A 24,229-nucleotide genomic window follows, 5' to 3' on the forward strand; every position below is an offset into this window, starting at 1 on the left:
TAAATTATTCTACAAAACAGTGGAGGTTGCTAGTACATTCTGTAGGTCAGCCCCTTTTAGGTAGAATTTACTAACTAGTATGTGCGAACAGGTAAAATTAATTGCAATGTTCTTGAATCATTAACTGTACGGATTAAAAATGGTCTCATTGCTCCTGTAAACTGAATATAGATTTCAGGACTTTCGATTGCCTTTAATGCATCCATTACATATTTCGCACTAAATGATATTTTTAACTCTTCACCTTTTATATCTTCACAAGCAATCTCATCTACTACTTTACCGATTTCCGGAGAATAAGAAGAAATATTTACAAGTGTATTACCTTTTGTTTCTAAGTGGACAACATTGTTTCTACCTTCTCTTGCAAGTAGAGAAGCACGGTCAATCGCTTGTAAAAACTCTTTTGTCATTACAGTTAGTTCCGTTTTGCTTTCACTTGGAATCAATTTTGAAGTATCAGGATAATTTCCTTCAAGTAATCGAGTAAAGAATAAAATATGCTTTGTTTTAAATAGTGCTTGATGTTCTGTTAATACGATATCAACTTTTTCATTGTTATCATCAAGAATTTTACTTAATTCATTTAAGCTTTTGCCTGGAATTACGACACTTGCTTTAAACTCATTTGTTAATGCATTATTGTCAATTTTAGCTTGTCTTAAAGCTAAGCGGTGACTGTCAGTAGCAATACAAGTCAGTTCACCATTTTCTATTTTCCAATTTACACCCGTTAAAATTGGTCGTGTTTCGGATGTAGATACCGCGAATACAGTTTGACGGATCATAAATTTAAGTAGATCAGCAGAAATAGAAATTGTTTCATGTTCTTCAATTTGAGGAAGTAATGGATACTCTTCTGCATCAAAGCCATTTAAACTAAATTCTGTTTTTCCAGCTCTTATTGTTGTTACATAATGACTATCTGATTCTAATTCTACAAAGTCAGCAGGTAACTTTTTTACAATGTCACTAAAGTATCTAGCATTAAGTACGATACTCCCTGGTTGTTTTACATCTACTAATTGTTGATCATCTACAATATTTGGTAAATAAGATTCAATAGAAATATCTGAATCACTACCAGTTAAAGTTAAACCTTCGTTTGTAACAACTAATTTTATACCAGTTAAAATTGGAATTGTTGTTCTAGATGAAACAGCTCTCATTACATCTTGTACAGCTTTAACAAGATGATCTTTTTGTACTGTAAATTTCATTTTTTGTACTCCTTATATATTTTATAAAATAATATAGTAATAGTAGTAGGGCCTGTTAATTTGTGGATAACCCTAATTTAGTAAAGAAAAATAAGTCTATCAACATGTGGATAGACTGTGTAAAAAAAACAGAAAGTTATGCACAGTTTCAAGTATCTACTGATTTAATTTTTCATTGATCTCTTTAATTTGAGATTGAAGTTGTGAGTCAGTTTCAACCAATTTCGATATCTTTTCGTGTGCATGAATAACTGTTGTATGATCTCTACCACCAAACTCTTCTCCTATTTTAGGTAAAGAATGGTCTGTAAGCTCCCTTGAAAGATACATTGCTACCTGCCTAGGAAAGGCCACTGATTTAGTACGCTTCTTAGCTTTAAAGTCTTCTAATTTAATATTAAAAAACTCTCCCACAGTACGTTGAATATCAAGAATTGATAATGTTTTCGGTCTTGAAGCCGTAATTAAATTCTTTAATGCCTCAGCAGCAACACTAGCATTAATATCTTTATTGATTAATGAAGAATAAGCCACAACACGTATTAGAGCACCTTCTAATTCTCGGATGTTCGTATCAATTTGATTTGCAATATATAACATGACTTCATTTGGTATATCTAAGCCCTCTGCTTTCGCCTTTTTGCGTAAAATGGCGATCCTTGTCTCTAAGTCAGGAGGTGTAATATCTGTTATTAAGCCCCATTCAAATCGTGAGCGAAGACGATCTTCTAGTGTAGGAATTTCTTTAGGTGGTCGGTCACTTGAAATGACAATTTGCTTACTTTCTTCATGTAGAGTATTAAAAGTATGGAAAAATTCTTCTTGTGTTTGTTCTTTTCCCGCTAAAAATTGAATATCATCAATAAGTAGTACATCTACATTGCGGTACTTATTTCTAAATTCAATTGCTTTGTTATCACGAATTGAGTTAATAAATTCATTCGTAAATTTTTCAGAAGATAGATAAACTACCTTTGCATTGGGATTATGTTCAAGTACATAGTGTCCAATCGCATGCATTAAGTGGGTTTTACCTAATCCTACTCCCCCATAAATAAATAAAGGGTTATATGCTTTTGCTGGCGCTTCAGCAACAGCTAATGAGGCCGCGTGAGCAAAACGATTTCCAGATCCGATAACGAATGTATCAAAAGTATATTTTGGATTTAACATACTTTGTCCGAATTCAACTGGTTCATCATATTTAACCTTTTCTTTAACAGCAGGAATATTCATTTCTATTTCTTCAATATGGTTTTGAGGAAGGATGAACTTAATTTCTAATTCTGCTCCAGTAATTTCTAAAACTGTATCCATGATTAAAGAAGAATACTTTGATTCTAGCCAATCACGTGCAAACTCATTAGGCGCAATAATGGTTAAAGTATCGTTTTTTAATGAGAATGCTTTTGTTGATTTGAGCCATGTTTCGAAGCTTGGCTTGCTTATCTTTTTCTCTATTTCTGATAGAACCCTGGACCAAAGATCCCCTATATTCTCCAAAGAATAATCCCTCCTTACAAGACGTGTATAAGTTTTGTACAAGCACTATATTCAATCTGTAATTTTTATACATTTCGTTGTATATGCCCTAAATCAATTATCTGCAAAATCCCACTTTATTTGACAGAATTCACCTATGTGGATAACTTTAAATTAGCATAAGTGTAAAACCTGTCCACAAGTTATTAACAGTTGTGGACAATTAAATATTAAAATCGACTTGTCCATAAGAGGAAAACAAATTAATGATATCAAAAAACTTTAGGTATTTCAATGAGTAGTTCATGTTATCCACATGCTAATCCACTTGTTTAAGAAAATTGTCCACAGAAAAGTAGCTTGTGCAAAACTTGTCAATAAGTGTTGTGAGTAAAAATTTTGTTGATAAATCTTATCCACAGCGTATTTAACAATTTTATGTAAAGGTGAAGTAATCCATTTATAGCTATTTTTTTATACATATAAATTTAGGGGAAAAAAATCTTTCGACACCCTCGTTTTTAGATGATTATTTTGTTTATAAATGAGCGGAGGGGAAAAGATATAAGTAAAAGTTTTTTCTTTATAAAGTAATCTGTACTAGATCATTAATGAAGAAGTTAATTGGAGATAAAAAGTTAGTGCTCATAAATCAGAAACGACAAGCTTTTTTAAAGTACTTGATATAGAGAAAGAAAATTTTTAAACATGAAAACGTATGGGATCAGTCATTCTTATATATATAATTGTAAAAAATAAAGATGATTTAATATCTTACATTGACATATTGACCATTTATTCTTTATAATTTATAGGACTGTCTATTACAGTAATTCCTCAGGGAGGTGTCATATAATGAAAAGAACATTTCAACCAAACAAGCGTAAACGCAGTAAAGTACATGGTTTCCGTAGCCGTATGAGCACTGCCAATGGACGTAAAGTTCTAGCTGCTCGTCGTCGTAAAGGTAGAAAAGTATTATCTGCGTAGGCCACTGTCAACAGTGGTCTTTTTCGCTAATTAGAAGGCCTTTTTTTGCTTTAAATGTCACATTTTGTAAGTAAAAAAGGCCTCATTTTTTATGAAAATATTGGTATGATAATTGAAGGAATCTTTAGAGGTGTCAGTAAAACATGAACAAGAAAAACAGAATAAAAAAGAACGAAGATTTTAGTCGCGTTTTTCGAGAAGGTACATCTACTGCGAACCGACAATTCGTAATCTATACATTAAGGAAAGAAGATCAACAGCAATATCGAATCGGATTATCTGTAAGTAAGAAGTTAGGTAATGCTGTAGTAAGAAATCATATTAAGCGCTATATTAGACAAGCTCTTCATGAACTTAGCGATGATCTTCAAATAGAAATGGATTATGTAGTGATCGCTAGAAAACCATGTACTGAACTACCTTTTAATGAATTTAAAAAAAGTTTAATTCACGTATTAAAAAGGGCAGAAGCGCTGAAAATTCGTGATTCAAAACATAAAACAGATAAAAAACAAATTAAGTAATTACATATTTAATTGTAACAACTTAAAGGAGGAACTAGTTTGAAGACTAAGAAGTATCAAATGCTAGTTGCAATTCTTTTCTTAGTAGTAGTATTAGCTGGATGTTCACAAACAAACCAAGCAATCACACCTGAAAGTACTGGGATATGGAATCAGTATTTTGTTTATCCATTATCTTGGCTAATTACAACGGTAGCTAATATTTTCGGTGGTAGCTATGGTATGGCAATTATTGTCGTAACAATTTTAATTCGTTTAGCATTATTACCATTAATGATCAAACAAATTAGAAGTACGAAAGCAATGCAAGCAATTCAACCTGAAATGTTAAAACTTAAAGAAAAATATTCTTCTAAAGATCAAAAAACAGTTCAAAAATTAAATGAAGAAACAATGAAATTGTATCAACAGCATGGTGTTAATCCACTATCTGGTTGTTTACCAATTTTCATTCAAATGCCGATCTTAATTGCTTTCTATCATGCAATTATGAGAACAATGGAAATTAAAGCACATGATTTCTTATGGTTCCAATTAGGTCACCCTGATCCAATCTATGCTTTACCGATTATTGCTGGGATTACTACATTTATCCAACAGAAAGTATCAATGAATACTAATACAATGGCTGGTCCTGCGGCACAACAAATGAAAATCATGCTTTATGTTATGCCGATCATGATCTTAGTATTTGCAATTAATTTACCTTCAGCATTAGCGCTTTATTGGGTAGTTGGTAATACATTTATGATCGTTCAAACATTACTTGTAAATAGAACTGGTAATACGCCAGATCAAAAAAACAATGTAGGAGGGGCTAGTAAGTGAGAGAAGTAACTGCTACTGGTCAAACAATCGAACAAGCAGTTCAAAATGCACTTCAGCAACTTAGTTCAACAAAAGAAGAAGTAGAAATTGAAGTATTAGAAGATGGGAAAAAAGGATTTTTGGGATTTGGTTCAAAGCCAGCTAAAGTTTTAGTTGTAAAAAAGAAAACTTTAGTAGAAAAAGCTTTTGACTATATTTCAAATATCGTTACATGTTTAGATGAAACAGCCCAAATTGATTACGATTTTCAAGATAAAAAAGAGCCATCTCTTTTATTTACTATAAAAGGAGATAAAGTAGCTCTTATTATCGGGAAAAGAGGTAATACTTTAAATGCACTTCAGTTTTTAGTGCAAACTTATGTAAATCGTCATTCAAAGCAATTAATTCATGTTGTAGTTGATGCTGAGAATTATCGTTTAAAACGTAAAGAATCACTAGAAATATTAGCCAAAAAAGCTGCACAGACAGTTTTAAAAACAAGGAAGGCTGTTTCATTAGAGCCAATGCCTTCTTTTGAAAGAAAAATAATACACCATATACTAACTGACATGCCGAATATTTCTACTAAGTCAGTAGGTCAAGATCCATATCGTCAATTAGTTATTGATATCAAAAAACCAATTAAGGACTAACCTTAGTTGGTTTTTTTGATGAGTGCTCTTTAGGTATTTAAGTTTACTTGTACTTTTGTAGGGTTATAATATAAAAACATTCAATTATAAAAATCTTTATGCTATGCTATAGGTTTAGAAGTAACATGTTATCTAATACATAACATGCTCTAGAGGTGATATTCTAATGGAATTTGATACAATTACAGCGATATCGACACCTAAAGGCGAAGGTGCAATTGCCATCGTACGATTAAGTGGTGATGAGGCTGTTCAAATAGCTAATAAACTGTTTAAAGAAAAAGATTTAAATATAGTAGATTCTCATACAATTCATTATGGCCATTTAGTAGATCCTAGTACTGAAACGATTGTCGAAGAGGTAATGGTTTCGGTATTAAGAGCTCCTAAAACATTTACACGTGAGGACGTAGTAGAGATCAATTGTCATGGCGGAATCTATTCTGTTAATAAAGTGCTAGAATTAGTGCTTTCATCAGGTGCTAGACTAGCTGAACCTGGTGAATTTACGAAAAGGGCTTTTTTAAATGGGCGTATTGATTTATCACAGGCAGAAGCAGTGATGGATTTAATTCGTTCTAAAACGGATCGAGCGATGGCAATTGCAATGAATCAAGTCGAGGGTCGATTATCTAAGATGGTTAGTGGACTACGACAAACACTCTTAGAAATTCTTGCTCATATTGAAGTGAATATTGATTACCCTGAATATGATGATGTTGAAGAAATGACGAATACAGTATTAATTGAAAAAGCAAAAACCGTTCAAATCGAAATTCAAAGACTTCTTGAAACATCAAAGCAAGGTAAAATCTTACGAGAAGGACTATCTACGGTCATTATCGGTAGACCGAATGTTGGTAAGTCCTCTCTATTAAACACACTTGTGCAAGAAAGTAAGGCGATTGTTACTGATATTCCTGGTACAACAAGGGATGTAATTGAGGAATATGTGAATGTTAAGGGTGTTCCTCTCCGTTTAATTGATACAGCTGGTATTCGAGAAACTAAGGACGTTGTTGAAGCGATTGGGGTAGAGCGTTCGAAAAAAGTATTAAACTTGGCCGATCTAGTATTGTTTGTTTTAAATAATAATGAGCAACTTACTGAAGAGGATCGTGTTTTATATAAACAAATGAGCGGAAAAGATGTAATTGTCATCATAAATAAAACAGATTTACGACAAAATCTTGATATTGAAGAAGTGAAGCAATTAGTTGGTAATGCTACAATTGTAACGACTTCTTTAAAAGAAGAACAAGGTATTGAAGATCTTGAGAAAGCGATTGCTGATTTATATTTTGAAGGGCAAATCGAGTCGCAAGATTTAACATATTTATCAAATGCTAGACATATCGCATTGTTAAAGCAAGCGGGATCGACAATTAATGATGCAACCGAAGCAATGAGAAATGGAATGCCGATCGATTTAGTTCAAATTGACTTAACAAGAGCGTGGGAATTGTTAGGTGAAATTATTGGAGATACAGTACAGGAAAGTTTAATAAACCAATTGTTTTCTCAATTCTGTTTAGGAAAATAAAGGGTTAGGAGGAAGTTACATGAGTTTTGAAGCAGGCAATTATGATGTAATTGTTATTGGCGCTGGTCATGCTGGTTGTGAGGCAGGACTTGCTGCTGCTCGTATGGGTGCAAAAACATTAATGCTGACGATTAATTTAGATATGGTAGCATTTATGCCGTGTAACCCTTCAGTAGGTGGACCTGCTAAAGGGATTGTTGTACGTGAAATTGATGCACTTGGTGGAGAAATGGGTAGAAATATTGATAAAACTCATATCCAAATGAGAATGTTAAACACAGGGAAAGGCCCTGCGGTACGTGCATTACGTGCTCAAGCGGATAAATTCGCATATCAGCACGAATTGAAAAAAACGATTGAGAATACTGAAAACCTTACTTTAAAACAAGGATTAGTTGAAAGACTAATTATTGAAGACGGTGAATGCACAGGCGTCATTACGCAAACAGGTGCTATTTATCGATCTAAAACAGTTGTTATTACGACTGGTACTTTTTTACGTGGTGAAATCATAGTAGGTGAATTAAAATATTCTAGTGGCCCTAATAATCAGCAACCAGCTATTAAGCTATCTGAGCACTTAGAGGAACTAGGTATTGAGCTCGTTCGTTTTAAAACAGGTACACCTCCGCGTGTAAATAGCCATAGTATTGATTATTCTAAAACTGAAATACAACCTGGTGATGACGTTCCACGTGCATTTTCATATGAGACAGAAGCAGTTGAAACAGATCAAATTCCTTGTTGGTTAACATATACAAGTGAAAACACTCATCAAATTATTGATGATAACCTACACCGTTCACCAATGTACTCTGGTATGATTAAGGGAACTGGACCACGTTACTGTCCATCAATTGAAGATAAAGTAGTTCGTTTTAACGATAAACCAAGACATCAAATCTTCTTAGAGCCTGAAGGAAGAAACACTCAGGAAGTATATGTTCAAGGACTTTCTACAAGCTTACCAGAGGATGTACAAGAGAAAATGCTTCGTTCAATTGCAGGATTAGAAAATGTTCAAATGATGAGAACAGGATATGCAATTGAATATGATGCGATTGTACCCACTCAATTATGGCCAACATTAGAAATTAAGCATATTAAAAATCTTTATACAGCTGGTCAAATTAATGGTACTTCAGGATATGAGGAAGCTGCAGGACAAGGACTAATCGCAGGAATTAATGCAGCTTGTCGTTCATTAAATAAAAAAGAACTGATTTTAGATCGTTCTGAAGCATATATTGGTGTTCTAATTGATGATTTAGTAACGAAGGGTACGAATGAACCTTATCGTTTACTTACTTCAAGAGCGGAATACAGATTATTACTTCGCCATGATAATGCTGATTTAAGATTAACTAAAATAGGTCATGAGTTAGGCTTAATTTCTGATGACAGATTTGCAGATTTCGAACAAAAGAAAGCGCATATTGAAGAAGAAATTAGTCGTTTAAAATCAACTCAGTTAAGACCAACCGCGCAAGTTCAAGGTTTGATTGCAGAAGTAGGCGGTAGTGAATTAAAAGACGGGATCAAAGCGGCAGATTTATTACGTCGACCAGAAATGAACTATGAACACATTCACGTCCTTTCTCCTTCTGAAAAGGAATTGCATCCTGATGTAAAAGAACAGGTGGAAATTCAAATTAAGTATGAAGGTTATATTGAAAAATCATTAAATCAAGTAGAACGTATGAAAAAAATGGATTTAAAGAGAATCCCTGAAAATATTGATTATCAAGCAATTAATGGAATCGCTACAGAAGCTAGACAAAAACTTGAACAAGTACGTCCACTATCAGTTGGGCAAGCATCACGTATATCCGGAGTAAACCCAGCAGATATTTCAATTCTACTTGTTTATTTAGAACAAGGAAAAATTGCAAGAATATCGAACTAATATAGATAGGGGAATTACTAGTGAACAAAGAACAATTTATTGCTGCACTAAAAGAAAAAAACATTCATTTATCTGATTTTCAATTAAAACAATTTGATATATATTTTCACACGCTAGTTGAGTGGAATAATAAAATGAATTTAACAGCAATTACTGAAGAAGAAGAAGTATATTTGAAACATTTTTATGATTCAATCAGTGCCTCCTTCTACTTTGATTTTTCAAATGAGATGACATTATGTGATATTGGTGCCGGAGCAGGTTTTCCTTCTATTCCCATTAAAATATGTTTCCCATCTATCCGATTAACAATAGTAGACTCTTTACAAAAGAGAATTTCATTTTTAAATCATTTAGCTTCGGAATTAAAATTAGAAAATGTTGCATTCCATCATGACCGTGCAGAAACATTCGCTAAAAAAGACGGAATGAGAGAATCTTTTGACGTTGTTACAGCAAGAGCTGTTGCTAGAATGTCAGTATTAAGTGAATTATGTTTACCACTTGTTAAACCACATGGACATTTTGTAGCCCTAAAGGGTGCTGCGGGTCAAGATGAGTTAGATAAAGCAGATTATGCAATCAAAACTCTTGGTGGAGAAGTAAAAGCAATCAATCATTTTGTTCTTCCTGGAGAAGATAGTGAACGAAATATTGTTATAGTAGAAAAGAAACGTAAAACGCCAAACAAGTACCCGCGTAAGCCTGGTACTCCTGGTAAAGAACCATTAGAAAAATAATTTTATAAACTAACAAATGTTTCACGTGAAACATTTGTTAGATTTAATTTGTTGTGAACGAAATTCTAAAAGGGTGGGAATCACATTGAAAAGCACTTTATCCAAGTTATTTGGCTTGTCAGAAAAAGAAATAAGTGATGATGTCCAAGACTCAGTTTCAAGTAATGAAGTAATACGTCAAATTCCGGTGTCTGATATTGTTCCGAATCAGTACCAGCCAAGGACCTTTTTTGATGATGAAAAAATAAAGGAATTGGCATTAACAATTAGAACGCATGGTATTATTCAACCGATCGTAGTTAGAGAGATTCAGCCTAACTATTATGAAATTATTGCTGGTGAACGTCGTTTTAGAGCAGTATCATCATTAGGTTGGGACACTATCCCTGCAATTGTAAAAACCTTTAATGATACTGAAACTGCTTCTGTTGCACTAATTGAAAACTTGCAACGTGAAGAATTATCTCCATTTGAAGAAGCTGTTGCATATCAAAAATTAATTGATTTACATAATCTTACGCAAGAGGCGTTGGCTCAACGTTTAGGTAAAGGGCAATCAACAGTTGCAAATAAGCTAAGACTGTTAAAATTACCTGAAGAGATTCAACAAGCTCTGTTAGATAAGACGATTACAGAGCGTCATGCTAGGGCTCTTATTCCTTTAAAACTACCTCAACTTCAAGTTAGTTTATTACAAGAAATTGTAGAGAAACAATTGAATGTTAAGCAGACTGAAGACCGTGTAGTTGCTTTACTTACAGAGAAAAAACCAAAACCTCGTCCTAAAATAAAAGCAATAAGCAAGGATGTTAGAATTGCAATGAATACGATTCGTGAATCATTACAAATGGTGACGAAAACGGGTATGGATATTGATAGTCAGGAAGAAGAACATGATGATTACTATCAAATTACAATTAAAATCCCTAAAAAATAATGATTCAATTCACCTCTTCTAAAGCGGTGAATTTTTTTTGTTCATTTTTAAATCTAAACACAATGATGATTGTATTCGTGATAGAATAGAAAATAAGAATTGTTTGTTGTGGAAGGAGTAGATTACGTAGTGGTTAAGGTAATCTCTATTGCAAATCAAAAAGGTGGTGTTGGTAAGACAACAACATCAGTTAATTTAAGTGCTTGTTTAGCACATTTAGGAAAAAAAGTATTATTAGTTGATATAGATCCTCAAGGTAATGCTACTAGTGGAATTGGAATTGAAAAAGCAGATGTAAATCAGTGTGTGTACAATGTATTAGTTGATGATGTCGAAGCAAAAAGTGTAATTATAAGCACCGCAATCCCTAATTTTGATATAATTCCAGCAACAATTCAACTTGCTGGAGCGGAAATCGAATTAGTCCCTACTATCTCTAGAGAAGTACGGTTAAAACGTGCATTAGATACTGTAAAAGGAAACTATGATTATATATTAATAGATTGTCCTCCATCTCTAGGCCTATTAACACTAAATTCACTGACAGCCTCTGACTCAATTATTATTCCAGTACAATGTGAATACTATGCTTTGGAAGGATTAAGTCAATTATTAAGTACTGTTCGATTAGTACAAAAACATTTAAATAAGAATTTAGCAATTGAAGGTGTATTGCTTACTATGTTGGATGCTCGTACAAATTTGGGTATCCAAGTTATTGAAGAAGTAAAAAAGTATTTTCAAGATAGAGTTTATAAATCAATTATTCCAAGAAATGTCCGTTTAAGTGAAGCGCCAAGTCATGGCAAGCCGATCATTACATATGATCCAAAGTCTAGAGGTGCAGAAGTATATCTCGAACTAGCAAAGGAAGTGATTGATAATGGCTAAAGGTTTAGGCAAAGGCATCGGAGCATTTTTTCAAGATATCGATAATCAAAATGAAGAAATCGTTCAAGAAATATCACTAAAAGAACTTAGACCAAATCCTTACCAACCTCGAAAAAAGTTTGATGAAAATGCAATGCAAGAATTAACACAATCAGTTTTAGAACATGGGATTTTACAACCTATTATTGCTAGGAAAAGTATTAAAGGTTATCAAATCGTTGCTGGTGAAAGACGTTATCGTGCTGCGAAAAATGCTGGATTAAATACTGTTCCAGTCATTGTAAGAGAATTGACTGAAGAACAAATGATGGAACTAGCAGTACTTGAAAACTTACAAAGAGATGATTTAAATCCTTTGGAGGAAGCTGAGGCTTATCAATCCTTAATTGAACAATTACATTTAACACAAGAACAACTTGCGAAAAAACTAGGTAAAAGTAGACCGCATATAGCAAACTATCTGAGAATCCTGACTTTACCTAACTCTGTTCAAAAAATGGTTGAGTCTGGTACACTCTCTATGGGACACGGCAGAGCTTTATTGGGCCTGAAACGTAAAGGTTTAATTGAGGGAACTGCTTTAAAGGTTGTTGAAAAGAATCTAAGTGTAAGAGAAGTAGAAACATTAGTTAATGAATTAAACGATAATGTTTCACGTGAAACACAAAAGAAAATTCCTAATAAGAATATATTCTTCAGTGAGTACGAGGATGTTTTACAAGAAAAATTTGGAACATCTGTAAAAATTAAATCAACCAAAGATAAAGGGAAAATCGAAATCCAATTCTTTAATAAAGAAGATTTGGAAAGAATCCTTTCTATCATTAAATAAATAATATAGTTGGACTATAGTTTGTATTTAACATTCAAACTATAGTCCATTTTTTTGAAAACGAAACAATAATAAGTGCAAATTCATTTATTACATTATGAAACTAGTATTATTATAGTGCAGTTTGGCTAGTCAATTTACTTTCTGTTTCTTTGATAGATCTCGCAATAAATTTTGCCATTTTCATGACTAGACTTAATCTAGTATTTTGCAAAACATAAAACTCCATAAAACCACTTACATTGACGACACCAGTTAAATTAATTTCACCGACCAAAGGTAAATCCTTCTTCATTGCGGCTCCTGGCTTTAATGGTCCATTTGATAATCGCACACTTCCTATGCTTTTAACTCTGCCTAAACATGCATCAACAGCAATAATAAACGGATTTTTATACTTGTTTTTTATTGTTTCAAGTTGTTCAGAAAGATTTAACGCATGAATTGGTTCATCAAGAGTACCATAATAATGGAATCTACTTACATTTAATTCTCCTAATAAAGTACCGACTAGTGGACCTAAAGAATCACCTGTTGAACGATCAGTACCAATACATACAAATACAATGTCATTAGTGTAGATACTAGGAAGAGATTTGCTTAAATGATCTGCAAATTGGTTAACTGCATTGTCATCATCCAAAAATACAGAATAATCATCCTTAAATAAACTACGAAAAGGATTTGCCGGAAATTGCATACTATCGCCCACTTTTCATTTAAAAGAGTAGTAATAGTTTATGCAATATTTAAACAATTTATACTATATTCTACCTTTCTTTATCATAAAATTACTATATGATTACATTTGTAGTTATTTATGGTTTTAAATTCATAATTCGTTTAGTATAACTTTTGAAGAAATAGAAAGTGCGTTAGGGGGATAAAATGAAAAATACATTAAGTGATGCAGAAGCAAAGATAAAAGAAAGTATGTTGACTGAGAGTCAATGGGACACGCTTTGGACTTCTTCGATAAAAATAGCTGTTATAATAATCGTTTCTATTTTAGCGATTAAATTTGGAAGAAAATTAATTCGCCGACTTCTAAAAGTACAAGCAAGAGGACCTTTACAAGTTTCGGAAAGGCGATCAGTTACGTTAGTTAGATTGTTAGAAAATGTCATTGCATATGTTGTGTTTTTTATTGCAGTCCTTACGATTTTACCTATCTTTGGGGTTGAAACTAGAGGGCTAATTGTAGGTGCCGGTGTTGGAGGTGTTGCATTAGGTTTTGGAGCACAAAGCTTAGTGAAGGATATCATTTCAGGTTTCTTTATTTTATTTGAGGATCAGTTTTCGGTTGGAGATTATATTAGAGTTCAAACCTTCGAGGGAACGGTACAATCAATAGGTTTAAAAACAACAAAAATTAGAAGTGCGACAGGTGAGTTGCATATCATCCAAAATGGTATGATCACTGAAGTAACTAACTTTTCTTTGCATAACTCAGTTGCCATGGTAGATATCAGTATTTCATACGAAGGCGATATTGAACATGCTCAATCAGTTATTGAAGAGCACTTAGTGGAAATGCCTGAACGATATGAAGAAATGGTAAAAGCGCCAGAATATCTTGGCATTCAAAGCTTTGGTCCTTCTGAAGTAGTCATTCGAATCGCCTCAGAAGTAAAACCGATGGCTCAATTTAAAATATCAAGAGCAATTCGAAAAGAAATTAAAGAAGTACTTGAAAGAAATAACATAGAAATTCCATATCCAAAAATGGTATTATATAGACAACCAGAACCTAATAATGAAAAGGCACAGTCTTAATTCTACTATTTAAGGAAGTGAAATAGTCGCATGGAAGAGAAGGTTTTTGATTTAAATGATATAGTAGAAATGAAAAAGGCACATCCATGTGGTGTGAATAAATGGAAAATTATCCGTATGGGAATGGATATCCGTTTGAAATGTGAAGGCTGCGGACATAGCGTTTTAATTCCGCGCAGAGAGTTTTCTCGTAAATTAAAAAAGGTATTAACAAAAGCTGAAGAATAGGTAAAAAAATTATTAAAAAGGTATCTAGTAAGAGCGAACTTTTTACCGCTCTTATTAGATGCCTTTCGTATGTAAGAAATAATATTCGGATTTTCTTGTTATTTTTTTTTGAAATCAATATAATTGTGAAAGATTAACTAAGTTCGTATAGGAGTGGAAACTATGGCATTAACAGCAGGTATCGTAGGTTTACCAAACGTAGGAAAGTCAACATTATTTAATGCAATTACGCAAGCTGGTGCTGAATCAGCAAACTATCCGTTTTGTACAATTGACCCTAACGTAGGAGTAGTAGAAGTACCGGATTATCGTTTAGAAAAATTAACTGAATTAGTTCAACCGAAAAAAACTGTTCCAACAACTTTTGAATTTACTGATATTGCAGGAATCGTAAAAGGTGCAAGTAAGGGTGAAGGTTTAGGAAATAAGTTTTTATCACATATTCGTCAAGTAGATGCAATTTGTCAGGTAGTACGATGCTTTGCAGATGACAATATTACACACGTTTCAGGTAAAGTAGATCCAATTTCAGATATTGAAACGATTAACTTAGAGTTAATTCTTGCTGATTTAGAATCAGTAGAAAAAAGAATTGACCGTGTTGCTAAGTTAGCGAAACAAAAAGATAAAGATGCATCTTATGAACATGAAATTTTAGTGAAATTAAGAGATGCATTTGAAAGTGACAAACCTGCTCGTTCAGTAGAATTTACTGAAGAACAAATGAAGGTTGTTAAGGGATTACATTTATTAACGACGAAGCCAATGCTTTATATTGCTAACGTTGGTGAAGATGACATTGTTGATCCATCATCAAATGAATTTGTTGAAAAAGTAAGAGCTTTTGCAGCGGAAGAAGGTTCTCAAGTTATTGTAATTAGTGCAAAAATTGAGGAAGAAATTTCTGAGTTAGATGATGAGGAAAAGCGTTCATTCTTACAAGAAATTGGTATCGAAGAATCAGGTCTTGACCAATTAATTAGAGCTGCTTATCACTTATTAGGATTAGCGACATATTTCACAGCTGGTGTACAAGAAGTACGTGCATGGACATTTAAAAAGGGTATGAAAGCACCTCAATGTGCAGGCGTAATTCACACTGATTTTGAACGTGGATTTATTCGTGCAGAAACTGTATCATATGAAGATTTAGCAACTTATGGTTCAATGCCACTAGCTAAAGAAGCTGGAAAAGTGCGTCTTGAAGGGAAAGAATATATCGTTCAAGACGGAGATGTAATGCATTTCCGCTTTAATGTGTAAAAAGTAGCAAATAATTTATTGGTTTGCTATCTAAAATTTTTTATGCTATAATTTTATTTCGTGAGTGATTATATAAATTGCTCCTTGCCCTTAACTGGGCCGTTAGACCAAAAGGAGGTGACATTGTGATGAATAAATACGAAATCATGTACATCGTTCGACCAAACATGGAAGACGAAGCGCAAAAAGCTTTAGTAGAGCGTTTTAACAACGTTTTAACTGAACAAGGTGCAGAAATCACAAACGTTAAAGAGTGGGGTAAACGTCGTTTAGCTTATGAAATTAACGATTTCCGTGATGGACACTACATGCTTGTAAATGTTTCTGCTCAACCAGAAGCAGTACAAGAATTCGATCGTTTAGCGAAAATCAGCGAAGATATCATTCGCCATATCGTTATCCGTGAAAATGACAAATAATAATTTTTGAAATGCCTTAGGGAGGTAAGAATCAGATGATCAATCGTGTTGTGCTTGTAGGTCGTCTAACAAAGGATCCAGACTTACGTTATACACCAAGTGGGGTTGCTGTAGCTACATTTACTCTAGCGGTAAATCGTGCCTTCTCAAATCAGCAAGGTGACCGAGAGGCAGATTTTATTAACTGCGTTATCTGGAGAAAACCGGCTGAAAACGTTGCGAACTTCTTGAAAAAAGGAAGCTTAGCTGGCGTTGAAGGACGTATTCAAACTAGAAGTTATGATGGCCAAGATGGTAAAAAGGTTTATGTAACAGAAGTTGTTGCAGACTCAGTTCAATTCTTAGAGCCAAGAAATGCATCAGGCAATCAAGGTGGTTCTTTTAATGGGAACCAACAAAACCAAGGTTTTAACGCTGGAAATCCTTTTGAAGCACCATCACAAAAGCCTAGCTTTAATGATGATCCATTTGGTGGGACAAGCAAAACAATTGATATCACTGATGACGATCTTCCTTTTTGATAAAAAATAGCGTAATGTTGAACGGTAAACATTACTAAAAACGATTCTTCAAAAAGAAGGAGGGAAATAAGATGGCAATGGGTGGACGTAAAGGTGGACGTGCTAAGCGTCGTAAAGTTTGTTACTTTACAGCTAACGGCATTACACACATCGACTATAAAGATACTGAGTTATTAAAACGTTTCGTATCAGAGCGTGGTAAAATTTTACCTCGTCGTGTAACTGGTACTTCAGCTAGATACCAACGTAAATTAACGATTGCAATTAAACGCTCTCGTCAAATGGCATTATTACCATACGTGGCTGAATAAGCTGAATAATAAAAAGTACAGCATTCTCGTGCTGTACTTTTTTTGTATTTTAAGGGATCTAATGAACTTTTCATTTTTTTTAATAATTTATGGTAAAATAAGTATTAGTATGCTTACCGATATTTTATGGGTTTAGTTGAAAGGAGCCATATTTTGAAATCGACTCGCTTTATAACCGAGGGGGCAGTGCTATTAGCATTATATTCAATTATGCTATTACTGATTACATATGTACCATTTCTCTCAATAGTACTAACTTATTTAATGCCCCTACCATTTATCATATTTAGCTTGAAATATTCTATTAAGGAATCTCTTTTATTGATTTGTGTTGCATTAGGGCTGACACTTGTCATCACTCAAACTTCTTTTATCTTGGGAACATTCATGTTTTCGACAGTTGGTATTGCAATAGGCTATCAACTTGGAAAGGAAAGAAGTAAAGGAGAAATTTTATTAACTAGTACATTTTTATATTTCATACATATAGTACTAATATACTTAATAGTACAACTTATGTTTGATATTAATATTTCAAACAGTGTTACAACCAGAATGAATGAGTTACTTGAAACAAGTAAGAATTTATATTCGGATTTAGGTGTTTCTTATAACGAAAAAAATGTTAAATCTATAACTGAATTATTAAAGTTATTGCCTGTTTTAGTACCATCTATTATGTTAATGTTAGGTTTTACTATGGCATTTTTAACGCAGCTATTAACATTCCCTATTGTAAGAAGATTAAGCTTTAAAACGCCTAAATTTAAGCCGTTTAGAGAATTCAGGTTACCTTTAGGATTTATGTGGTTGTATTTGATTATTACGATCCTTTCTTATTTTGGATCAAAACCAAATGGATTCTTTTATACAGCTATTATGAACATATCTTATGTATTACACATCTTAGTGATTACGCAAGGATTTGCAGCGATATTTTATTTTAGTCATATTAGAAAACTATCTAAAGCAGTACCAATTCTAATATTAATTGCAGGTCTACTGATTAACGGGTTAATGATTTTTGTTTTATTAATTGGGATTATTTCAATTGGAATTTTTAATAGAATGAAGAAATAAGCTATTTTGTGGTTTTATCTTGGCAGAATAGGTAAAAATAATCTTATTTTGTATAGAAGTTAGATTTTATTTGATTTAGGGGCTGAACTTATGCAAGATTTTCATAAGAAACAGGTGTTTCTTATTCCCGTCTATCTATTAACTGCTCTTGCGATATTTCTAATAGGAACTGTAGTTTATATACGTCCACAGCTAGGTATTATCTTTATTATCATCTTTCTATTCGTTATCTTTTTAGTTGTAAAGATTGAAATAAAGTATCGACACATTTTAGATATGTATATTGAATCAGTTATGTCGAGAGTGAAAAATTTAAGTAATGAAGCAATTACAAAAATGCCAATTGGTGTGTTACTTTATGATAAAGAGTACCATATCGAATGGGGCAATCAATATATTACACATATTTTGGACGACCAATCTTTAATCGGAAAACATATTTATGACTTGTCGGATGGTCTAATGTCTTTGATTTCAAAGAAAGAGAAAAAAGAAGATGTTATAACGATTAATAAGAGAACGTACCGAGTCGTTATTAAGAGAGAAGAACGATATATTTATTTATTTGATGTCACTGAACAAGCGCAAATGGAGAAATTGTTTGAGGATCAAAGAACAGTTATCGCGGTTATTCTACTTGATAATTACGATGAGATGACTCAAGGTTTAGATGATCAAGAACGTTCTACTATCAATGGAACAGTGACAACGATATTAAATAGTTGGGCCAATAAACATGGCATATTTTTACGAAGAGTATCTTCAGATCGTTTGTACGCTGTATTAAATGAAGGAATCTTAAACGTATTAGAGAGTAATAAGTTTGCGATACTTGATCATGTCAGAGATGAAACAACAAAACGAAATTTACCAATCACTTTAAGCGTAGGGGTTGGAATTGGTAGTGAGAATCTACCTGAACTTGGTCAACTTGCACAGTCTGGATTAGATCTGGCGTTAGGGCGTGGCGGCGACCAGGTAACAGTGAAGAACCTTAACGGGAAAGTAAAGTTCTTTGGTGGTAAAACAAATCCAGTTGAGAAACGAACTAGGGTCAGAGCACGTGTAATTTCTCATGCATTAAGGGATTTAATGAAGAGCAGCTCGAATGTAATGATTATGGGTCATAAGTTACCAGACATGGATGCACTAGGTTCTGCTGTAGGTATTCTAAAAATGGTTACGCATAATGAGGTTGATGGTTATGTTGTTATTAAAAAAGATGAAGTAGATAGAAGTGTAAATCGATTGATGAAAGAAATGACAAAAAATGAACAATATATGTCATGCTTCATTTCGCCTGAGAAAGCTAAAGAGTTAGTAACTGAGGACACTTTAATTATAGTTGTTGATACGCATAGACCGACGATGGTAGAAGTCGAGTCATTACTAGATGCAACTGATAAAATTGTTGTTATTGACCATCATCGAAGAGGGGAAGACTTCATAAAAGATGCTATTCTTGTGTACATGGAGCCGTATGCGTCCTCTACAGCTGAATTAGTTACAGAGTTATTAGAATATCAACCGAAAAAGATTAAGCTTAGCATACTTGAAGCAACGGCTTTACTGGCAGGTATTATTGTTGATACGAAAAGTTTTACATTCCGTACAGGTGCAAGAACGTTTGATGCAGCATCTTATTTGCGCTCAAATGGTGCTGATACGATCCTTGTTCAAAATTTATTAAAACAAGATATGAATGAATATATCCGCAAATCAGAGCTGATAGAAGAGGCATATATGTACAAGAATGGCTTTGCGATCAGTTATGGTAAAGAAAATATAATCTATGATCAGGTGTTAATTGCTAAAGCTGCAGATACTTTATTAACGATGACTGATGTAATAGCATCCTTTGTTATTGCAAAGCGTAACGATAATCTTGTCAGCATAAGTAGCCGATCTTTAGGGGATATAAATGTTCAACTCATCATGGAAGAGCTTGGCGGTGGTGGTCATTTAACCAATGCAGCCGCACAACTAGAATCTTCTTCAATTCGAGAAGTAGAAATAAAATTATTGAAAATAATTGATCAATATATCGAAGGGAGAACAAACAAATGAAAGTAATTTTCTTAAAAGATGTAAAAGGTAAAGGTAAAAAAGGTGAAGTTAAAAACGTAGCAGATGGTTACGCACATAACTTTTTAATTAAGAATGGTTATGCAGTTGAAGCAACAGGTGGTAACGTAAAGACACTTGATGCGCAAAAAAATAAAGAAGCAAAAGATGCTGCTTTAGAATTAGAAAATTGTAAGAAGCTAAAAGAAACAGTTGAAGGCATTACGGTTGAACTAAAAGCGAAGTCTGGAGAAGGTGGCCGTCTTTTTGGTTCAATTTCAAGTAAACAAATTGTTGAAGAGCTACAGAAAGTTCATGGAATTAAACTAGATAAACGTAAATTTGAAATGAATGATGCAATTCGTGGACTTGGCGTAACAAATATTAAAGTTAAACTTCATCAAGAAGTGACTGCAACATTAAAAGTACACGTGAAGGAACAATAAGTAATTTAAGCATCTGGAGGACAAAAAATGAGTGAGTTGTTAAACGATCGTACTCCGCCACAGAATATAGAAGCTGAACAAGCAGTATTAGGAGCAGTCTTGTTAGATTCAGATGCTTTAATACCAACGTCAGAACGGCTTTTACCTGATGACTTTTATCGAGCTGCTCATCAAAAGTTATTTGAAGCGATGTTAAATATTTCTTCGAGAAATGAGCCTCTGGATGTCATCACTCTAACTTCTGAGCTAGCAAATCAAGGATTGCTAGAAGAGGTAGGAGGCGTGTCATATTTAAATGATTTATTAGCGTCTGTTCCGACAGCTTCAAATGTTGATTATTATGCAAAGATGGTTGAGGAAAAATCAACATTAAGAAGATTAATTAGAACTGCTACAAATATTGCAAATGAAGGTTATGCATCTGAACATCCTGTAGATGTTATTTTGAATGAAGCTGAAAAGAACATTTTACAAGTATCCCAACGTACAAATGTATCCGGATTTCAAAATATTAAGGATGTTGTTTTCCATACATTCAGTAAGATAGAAACGTTATTTAATCAGCGGGGAGAAATTACTGGGATTCCTACGGGTTTTACAGATTTAGATCGAATGACAGCTGGTTTTCAGCCGAATGATTTAATTATTGTGGCAGCCCGTCCTTCGGTTGGTAAAACAGCTTTTGCCTTAAATATTGCACAGAATGTTGCTACTAAAACAGATGAAAATGTAGCTATATTTAGTCTTGAGATGGGTTCAGATCAATTAGTAATGCGTATGCTTTGTGCGGAGGGAAATATAAACGCTCAAGCGCTACGTACTGGTAATCTTGAACAAGAAGACTGGAATAAGCTTACGATGGCTGCTAGTAGTTTGGCGAATACAGGGATCTACATAGACGATACACCTGGTATTCGTGTAAATGATATTCGTGCTAAATGTAGAAGATTAAAGCAAGAGCATGGGTTGGGAATGATCTTAATTGATTATCTTCAACTGATTCAAGGTAGTGGTAGAGGTGGCGGAGAGAATCGTCAGCAAGAAGTTTCTGAGATTTCACGTTCACTTAAAGCACTAGCGAGGGAGTTAAAAGTTCCTGTAATCGCACTTTCTCAGCTTTCACGTAGCGTTGAATCAAGACAAGACAAACGTCCAATGATGTCTGATATTCGTGAATCTGGAAGTATTGAGCAAGATGCCGATATTGTTGCTTTCTTGTATCGTGATGACTACTATGATAAAGAATCTGAGAATAAAAATATTATCGAAATTATTATCGCTAAGCAAAGGAATGGTCCAGTAGGTACAGTTCAATTGGCATTCGTAAAAGAATATAATAAATTCGTTAACCTAGAGCGAAGATTCGATGAGCATGCTCCAACAGGTTAAATTTAATCACATAGATATTCTATGTGATTATTTTTTTTTGTTAGGGTAAACTAAAAACATGAGTTTTTATTCGTGTAAATACGAACGAAGAAAAGTGAAAACCGAAAAATACGAATAGAATCATTGACAAATAACGTAAGTTTGGTATACTAGTTTTGGTTTTAGTTCGGAAATAGCGAATTTTATTCGGAGGTGCAATACATTGTCATCAGTAGTAGTAGTTGGTTCTCAATGGGGAGACGAAGGAAAAGGAAAAATTACAGACTTTTTATCTCAGCAGGCAGAAGTAGTTGCTAGATATCAAGGTGGTAATAATGCAGGTCATACAATTGTTTTTAATGGCGTAAAATACAAACTCCACTTAATTCCATCAGGTATTTTCTTCTCGGAAAAAATTTGTGTTATTGGAAACGGAATGGTTGTAGATCCTAAAGCGTTAGTTCAAGAGCTAGCGTATTTACATGATAAAGGTGTTTCTACTGATAATTTACGTATCAGTAACCGTGCACATGTTATCTTACCTTATCACTTAAAGCAAGATGAGCTTGAAGAAGAGCGTAAAGGTGATAATAAAATTGGAACAACTAAAAAAGGGATTGGCCCAGCTTATATGGATAAAGCTGCTCGTGTTGGTATACGTATGGCGGATCTTCTTGATAAAGAAGAGTTCTATATTAAATTAAAACGTAATCTTGAAGAAAAAAATAATTTATTCGAAAAGATGTATGATTCAAATAGTCTTGATATTAATGATATCTTTGAACAATATTATGAATTTGGTCAACAAATTAAAAAATACGTTTGCGATACTTCAGTTGTTTTAAATGATGCAATTGATGGTGGAAAACGCGTTTTATTCGAAGGTGCTCAAGGTGTAATGTTAGACATTGACCAAGGTACTTACCCATTTGTTACTTCTTCAAACCCTGTAGCAGGTGGAGTAACAATCGGATCTGGAGTAGGACCAACAAAAATTAATCATGTTGTAGGTGTATGTAAAGCTTATACAACTCGTGTTGGAGAAGGGGCATTCCCAACTGAGTTACATGATGAAATTGGAAACACGATTCGTGAAGTAGGTCGTGAATATGGTACAACAACTGGAAGACCAAGACGTGTTGGTTGGTTTGATAGTGTTGTAGTTCGTCATGCTCGACGTGTAAGTGGTATTACAGATCTTTCACTTAATTCTATTGATGTATTAACTGGCCTAGAAACAGTGAAAATCTGTGTGGCATACAAATACCGTGGGGAAACGATTAATGAGTTCCCTGCTAGCTTAAAACAGCTTTCAGAGTGTGAGCCTGTTTATGAAGAGCTTCCAGGTTGGAACGAAGATATTACTGGAGTAAAAGATCTGAACGAACTTCCAGTCAATGCAAGACATTATGTTGAACGTGTGTCTCAATTAGTTGGAATCCCGTTATCTGTATTTTCAGTAGGACCTGACCGTAATCAAACGAATATTGTTCGTAATGTTTTCGGCGCGTAATTAAATAATTAAGCCCTTAAAATTGATTTTTTAAGGGCTTTTATTTACTTTTACTGGATAAATATTTAAAAAAGTGTTGCGCTACTGTAAGTTTACGTGTTACAATGAATCTTGTCGTCATAACTAATAATTAGATTTTATGACCTATATTTAATCTAGTATTTTTAATACGAGCCATTAGCTCAGTAGGTAGAGCATCTGACTTTTAATCAGAGGGTCGAAGGTTCGAATCCTTCATGGCTCATCTTTTATACATAAATAATGGCCCGTTGGTCAAGCGGTTAAGACACCGCCCTTTCACGGCGGTAACACGGGTTCGAATCCCGTACGGGTCACTTTCATTTTTCAATATTGTATTGGTCCCGTGGTGTAGCGGTTAACATGCCTGCCTGTCACGCAGGAGATCGCCGGTTCGATCCCGGTCGGGACCGCCATATATTTGGCTCGGTAGCTCAGTCGGTAGAGCAGAGGACTGAAAATCCTCGTGTCGGCGGTTCGATTCCGTCCCGAGCCATCATAAAAACTACTGTTATTACAGTAGTTTTTATTTATTTAAACAACATATACTAGAGGATATTTATGATTTATTTCAAATAAATATTAGTGAAAAATGAGTAGGATTTTACAAAAAAACCTACTTAATTTAAAATAGAAGTAGTAGATTAAGCCTCTAGCAACAAGCTAGGGCTTTTTTTCTAAGATGAAACATGAA

At 33.8% G+C, this 24,229-nt stretch carries 24 protein-coding genes and 4 tRNA genes; 25 read left to right on the forward strand and 3 right to left on the reverse strand.

The window, feature by feature from the left end; all coding sequences use genetic code 11:
- Positions 1 to 74: 74 nt before the first annotated feature.
- Together dnaN and dnaA are read right to left on the reverse strand one after the other, a co-directional pair.
- Positions 75 to 1,220 (reverse strand): DNA polymerase III subunit beta, encoded by a 1,146-nt coding sequence (gene dnaN, locus ABID96_RS00075; RefSeq protein ID WP_192603672.1) that lies wholly within the window; start codon positions 1,218 to 1,220, stop codon positions 75 to 77.
- Positions 1,221 to 1,376: 156 nt separating this feature from the next.
- The gene (dnaA, locus tag ABID96_RS00080) at positions 1,377 to 2,723 is read right to left on the reverse strand and encodes a chromosomal replication initiator protein DnaA (protein WP_088001662.1); all 1,347 of its coding nucleotides are present in this window, start codon (positions 2,721 to 2,723) and stop codon (positions 1,377 to 1,379) included.
- Positions 2,724 to 3,557: 834 nt separating this feature from the next.
- Here dnaA and rpmH point away from each other — a divergent pair.
- The 10 genes from rpmH (at position 3,558) to ABID96_RS00130 (ending at position 12,528) form a co-directional block, all read left to right on the forward strand.
- Complete coding sequence (rpmH, locus tag ABID96_RS00085; RefSeq protein WP_056467137.1) at positions 3,558 to 3,692, forward strand: 50S ribosomal protein L34; 135 nt, start codon at positions 3,558 to 3,560, stop codon at positions 3,690 to 3,692.
- A 143-nt stretch (positions 3,693 to 3,835) separates the two neighbouring features.
- Complete coding sequence (gene rnpA, locus ABID96_RS00090) at positions 3,836 to 4,216, forward strand: ribonuclease P protein component (RefSeq protein ID WP_088001660.1); 381 nt, start codon at positions 3,836 to 3,838, stop codon at positions 4,214 to 4,216.
- 60 nt (positions 4,217 to 4,276) lie between these two features.
- Positions 4,277 to 5,044, forward strand: a complete 768-nt coding sequence (gene spoIIIJ / locus ABID96_RS00095; RefSeq protein WP_192603705.1) for a YidC family membrane integrase SpoIIIJ — start codon at positions 4,277 to 4,279, stop codon at positions 5,042 to 5,044.
- Positions 5,041 to 5,679: an RNA-binding cell elongation regulator Jag/EloR gene (jag, locus tag ABID96_RS00100; RefSeq protein ID WP_192603671.1), complete on the forward strand. Its 639-nt coding sequence runs from the start codon at positions 5,041 to 5,043 to the stop codon at positions 5,677 to 5,679. The genes spoIIIJ and jag overlap by 4 nt, the downstream gene beginning before the upstream one ends.
- Before the next feature lie 166 nt (positions 5,680 to 5,845).
- On the forward strand, positions 5,846 to 7,222 hold the full coding sequence (gene mnmE, locus ABID96_RS00105) for a tRNA uridine-5-carboxymethylaminomethyl(34) synthesis GTPase MnmE (protein WP_192603670.1): 1,377 nt from the start codon (positions 5,846 to 5,848) through the stop codon (positions 7,220 to 7,222).
- Between the two features lie 19 nt (positions 7,223 to 7,241).
- Positions 7,242 to 9,128 (forward strand): tRNA uridine-5-carboxymethylaminomethyl(34) synthesis enzyme MnmG, encoded by a 1,887-nt coding sequence (gene mnmG, locus ABID96_RS00110; protein WP_192603669.1) that lies wholly within the window; start codon positions 7,242 to 7,244, stop codon positions 9,126 to 9,128.
- A 20-nt stretch (positions 9,129 to 9,148) separates the two neighbouring features.
- On the forward strand, positions 9,149 to 9,868 hold the full coding sequence (gene rsmG, locus ABID96_RS00115; protein ID WP_192603668.1) for a 16S rRNA (guanine(527)-N(7))-methyltransferase RsmG: 720 nt from the start codon (positions 9,149 to 9,151) through the stop codon (positions 9,866 to 9,868).
- A gap of 85 nt (positions 9,869 to 9,953) precedes the next feature.
- On the forward strand, positions 9,954 to 10,805 hold the full coding sequence (noc, locus tag ABID96_RS00120) for a nucleoid occlusion protein (protein WP_192603667.1): 852 nt from the start codon (positions 9,954 to 9,956) through the stop codon (positions 10,803 to 10,805).
- A gap of 129 nt (positions 10,806 to 10,934) precedes the next feature.
- Positions 10,935 to 11,696 (forward strand): ParA family protein, encoded by a 762-nt coding sequence (locus tag ABID96_RS00125; protein ID WP_088001648.1) that lies wholly within the window; start codon positions 10,935 to 10,937, stop codon positions 11,694 to 11,696.
- Positions 11,689 to 12,528, forward strand: coding sequence for a ParB/RepB/Spo0J family partition protein (locus ABID96_RS00130; protein WP_192603666.1), 840 nt, complete (start codon positions 11,689 to 11,691; stop codon positions 12,526 to 12,528). Before ABID96_RS00125 ends, ABID96_RS00130 begins: the two co-directional genes overlap by 8 nt.
- A 112-nt stretch (positions 12,529 to 12,640) precedes the next feature.
- Here the strand turns inward: ABID96_RS00130 and yyaC are convergent, their stop codons facing one another.
- Entirely contained in the window at positions 12,641 to 13,228 is a 588-nt protein-coding gene (gene yyaC / locus ABID96_RS00135; RefSeq protein WP_192603665.1) for a spore protease YyaC, read from the reverse strand.
- A gap of 188 nt (positions 13,229 to 13,416) precedes the next feature.
- Here yyaC and ABID96_RS00140 point away from each other — a divergent pair, with 188 nt between their 5' ends.
- The 15 genes from ABID96_RS00140 to ABID96_RS00210 all read left to right on the forward strand — a co-directional run bounded on the left by ABID96_RS00140 (position 13,417) and on the right by ABID96_RS00210 (position 24,031).
- Positions 13,417 to 14,304, forward strand: coding sequence for a mechanosensitive ion channel family protein (locus ABID96_RS00140; protein ID WP_192603664.1), 888 nt, complete (start codon positions 13,417 to 13,419; stop codon positions 14,302 to 14,304).
- A 30-nt stretch (positions 14,305 to 14,334) separates the two neighbouring features.
- The gene (locus ABID96_RS00145; RefSeq protein ID WP_088001640.1) at positions 14,335 to 14,532 is read left to right on the forward strand and encodes a DUF951 domain-containing protein; all 198 of its coding nucleotides are present in this window, start codon (positions 14,335 to 14,337) and stop codon (positions 14,530 to 14,532) included.
- A 162-nt stretch (positions 14,533 to 14,694) separates the two neighbouring features.
- Complete coding sequence (ychF, locus tag ABID96_RS00150) at positions 14,695 to 15,795, forward strand: redox-regulated ATPase YchF (RefSeq protein WP_088001638.1); 1,101 nt, start codon at positions 14,695 to 14,697, stop codon at positions 15,793 to 15,795.
- Positions 15,796 to 15,923: 128 nt separating this feature from the next.
- On the forward strand, positions 15,924 to 16,214 hold the full coding sequence (rpsF, locus tag ABID96_RS00155; protein ID WP_088001753.1) for a 30S ribosomal protein S6: 291 nt from the start codon (positions 15,924 to 15,926) through the stop codon (positions 16,212 to 16,214).
- Positions 16,215 to 16,249: 35 nt separating this feature from the next.
- Complete coding sequence (ssb, locus tag ABID96_RS00160; RefSeq protein WP_142283113.1) at positions 16,250 to 16,735, forward strand: single-stranded DNA-binding protein; 486 nt, start codon at positions 16,250 to 16,252, stop codon at positions 16,733 to 16,735.
- A gap of 77 nt (positions 16,736 to 16,812) precedes the next feature.
- Positions 16,813 to 17,046 (forward strand): 30S ribosomal protein S18, encoded by a 234-nt coding sequence (rpsR, locus tag ABID96_RS00165; RefSeq protein ID WP_088001749.1) that lies wholly within the window; start codon positions 16,813 to 16,815, stop codon positions 17,044 to 17,046.
- 153 nt (positions 17,047 to 17,199) lie between these two features.
- Positions 17,200 to 18,126, forward strand: a complete 927-nt coding sequence (locus tag ABID96_RS00170; protein ID WP_192603663.1) for a YybS family protein — start codon at positions 17,200 to 17,202, stop codon at positions 18,124 to 18,126.
- 90 nt (positions 18,127 to 18,216) lie between these two features.
- Complete coding sequence (locus tag ABID96_RS00175) at positions 18,217 to 20,193, forward strand: DHH family phosphoesterase (protein ID WP_192603662.1); 1,977 nt, start codon at positions 18,217 to 18,219, stop codon at positions 20,191 to 20,193.
- Positions 20,190 to 20,636 carry a 50S ribosomal protein L9 gene (gene rplI, locus ABID96_RS00180; RefSeq protein ID WP_192603661.1) on the forward strand — a complete coding sequence of 149 codons (447 nt, stop codon included), beginning with the start codon at positions 20,190 to 20,192 and terminating at the stop codon, positions 20,634 to 20,636. Before ABID96_RS00175 ends, rplI begins: the two co-directional genes overlap by 4 nt.
- Before the next feature lie 27 nt (positions 20,637 to 20,663).
- The gene (gene dnaB / locus ABID96_RS00185; protein ID WP_192603660.1) at positions 20,664 to 22,025 is read left to right on the forward strand and encodes a replicative DNA helicase; all 1,362 of its coding nucleotides are present in this window, start codon (positions 20,664 to 20,666) and stop codon (positions 22,023 to 22,025) included.
- A 202-nt stretch (positions 22,026 to 22,227) separates the two neighbouring features.
- A complete protein-coding gene (locus ABID96_RS00190) occupies positions 22,228 to 23,517 on the forward strand; it encodes an adenylosuccinate synthase (RefSeq protein ID WP_192603659.1) in 1,290 nt (429 codons plus the stop codon).
- Positions 23,518 to 23,688: 171 nt separating this feature from the next.
- Positions 23,689 to 23,761: transfer RNA gene (locus ABID96_RS00195), tRNA-Lys, on the forward strand.
- Between the two features lie 19 nt (positions 23,762 to 23,780).
- A tRNA-Glu gene (locus ABID96_RS00200) sits at positions 23,781 to 23,852 on the forward strand.
- A 23-nt stretch (positions 23,853 to 23,875) separates the two neighbouring features.
- A tRNA-Asp gene (locus ABID96_RS00205) sits at positions 23,876 to 23,951 on the forward strand.
- A 7-nt stretch (positions 23,952 to 23,958) separates the two neighbouring features.
- A tRNA-Phe gene (locus ABID96_RS00210) sits at positions 23,959 to 24,031 on the forward strand.
- Positions 24,032 to 24,229: the final 198 nt, after the last annotated feature.

This window comes from Gottfriedia sp. OAE603 (assembly GCF_040543965.1).
GTDB lineage: Bacteria > Bacillota > Bacilli > Bacillales > Bacillaceae_G > Gottfriedia > Gottfriedia solisilvae.

Coding starts and splice junctions, on each gene's coding strand:
- dnaN (WP_192603672.1), bottom strand. CDS start 1,220: ATGAAATTTACAGTACAAAAAGATCATCTTGTTAAAGCTGTACAAGAT.
- rpmH (WP_056467137.1), top strand. CDS start 3,558: ATGAAAAGAACATTTCAACCAAACAAGCGTAAACGCAGTAAAGTACAT.
- rnpA (WP_088001660.1), top strand. CDS start 3,836: ATGAACAAGAAAAACAGAATAAAAAAGAACGAAGATTTTAGTCGCGTT.
- spoIIIJ (WP_192603705.1), top strand. CDS start 4,277: ATGCTAGTTGCAATTCTTTTCTTAGTAGTAGTATTAGCTGGATGTTCA.
- mnmE (WP_192603670.1), top strand. CDS start 5,846: ATGGAATTTGATACAATTACAGCGATATCGACACCTAAAGGCGAAGGT.
- mnmG (WP_192603669.1), top strand. CDS start 7,242: ATGAGTTTTGAAGCAGGCAATTATGATGTAATTGTTATTGGCGCTGGT.
- ABID96_RS00130 (WP_192603666.1), top strand. CDS start 11,689: ATGGCTAAAGGTTTAGGCAAAGGCATCGGAGCATTTTTTCAAGATATC.
- yyaC (WP_192603665.1), bottom strand. CDS start 13,228: ATGCAATTTCCGGCAAATCCTTTTCGTAGTTTATTTAAGGATGATTAT.
- ABID96_RS00140 (WP_192603664.1), top strand. CDS start 13,417: ATGAAAAATACATTAAGTGATGCAGAAGCAAAGATAAAAGAAAGTATG.
- ABID96_RS00145 (WP_088001640.1), top strand. CDS start 14,335: ATGGAAGAGAAGGTTTTTGATTTAAATGATATAGTAGAAATGAAAAAG.
- ychF (WP_088001638.1), top strand. CDS start 14,695: ATGGCATTAACAGCAGGTATCGTAGGTTTACCAAACGTAGGAAAGTCA.
- rpsF (WP_088001753.1), top strand. CDS start 15,924: ATGAATAAATACGAAATCATGTACATCGTTCGACCAAACATGGAAGAC.
- ssb (WP_142283113.1), top strand. CDS start 16,250: ATGATCAATCGTGTTGTGCTTGTAGGTCGTCTAACAAAGGATCCAGAC.
- rpsR (WP_088001749.1), top strand. CDS start 16,813: ATGGGTGGACGTAAAGGTGGACGTGCTAAGCGTCGTAAAGTTTGTTAC.
- ABID96_RS00175 (WP_192603662.1), top strand. CDS start 18,217: ATGCAAGATTTTCATAAGAAACAGGTGTTTCTTATTCCCGTCTATCTA.
- rplI (WP_192603661.1), top strand. CDS start 20,190: ATGAAAGTAATTTTCTTAAAAGATGTAAAAGGTAAAGGTAAAAAAGGT.
- dnaB (WP_192603660.1), top strand. CDS start 20,664: ATGAGTGAGTTGTTAAACGATCGTACTCCGCCACAGAATATAGAAGCT.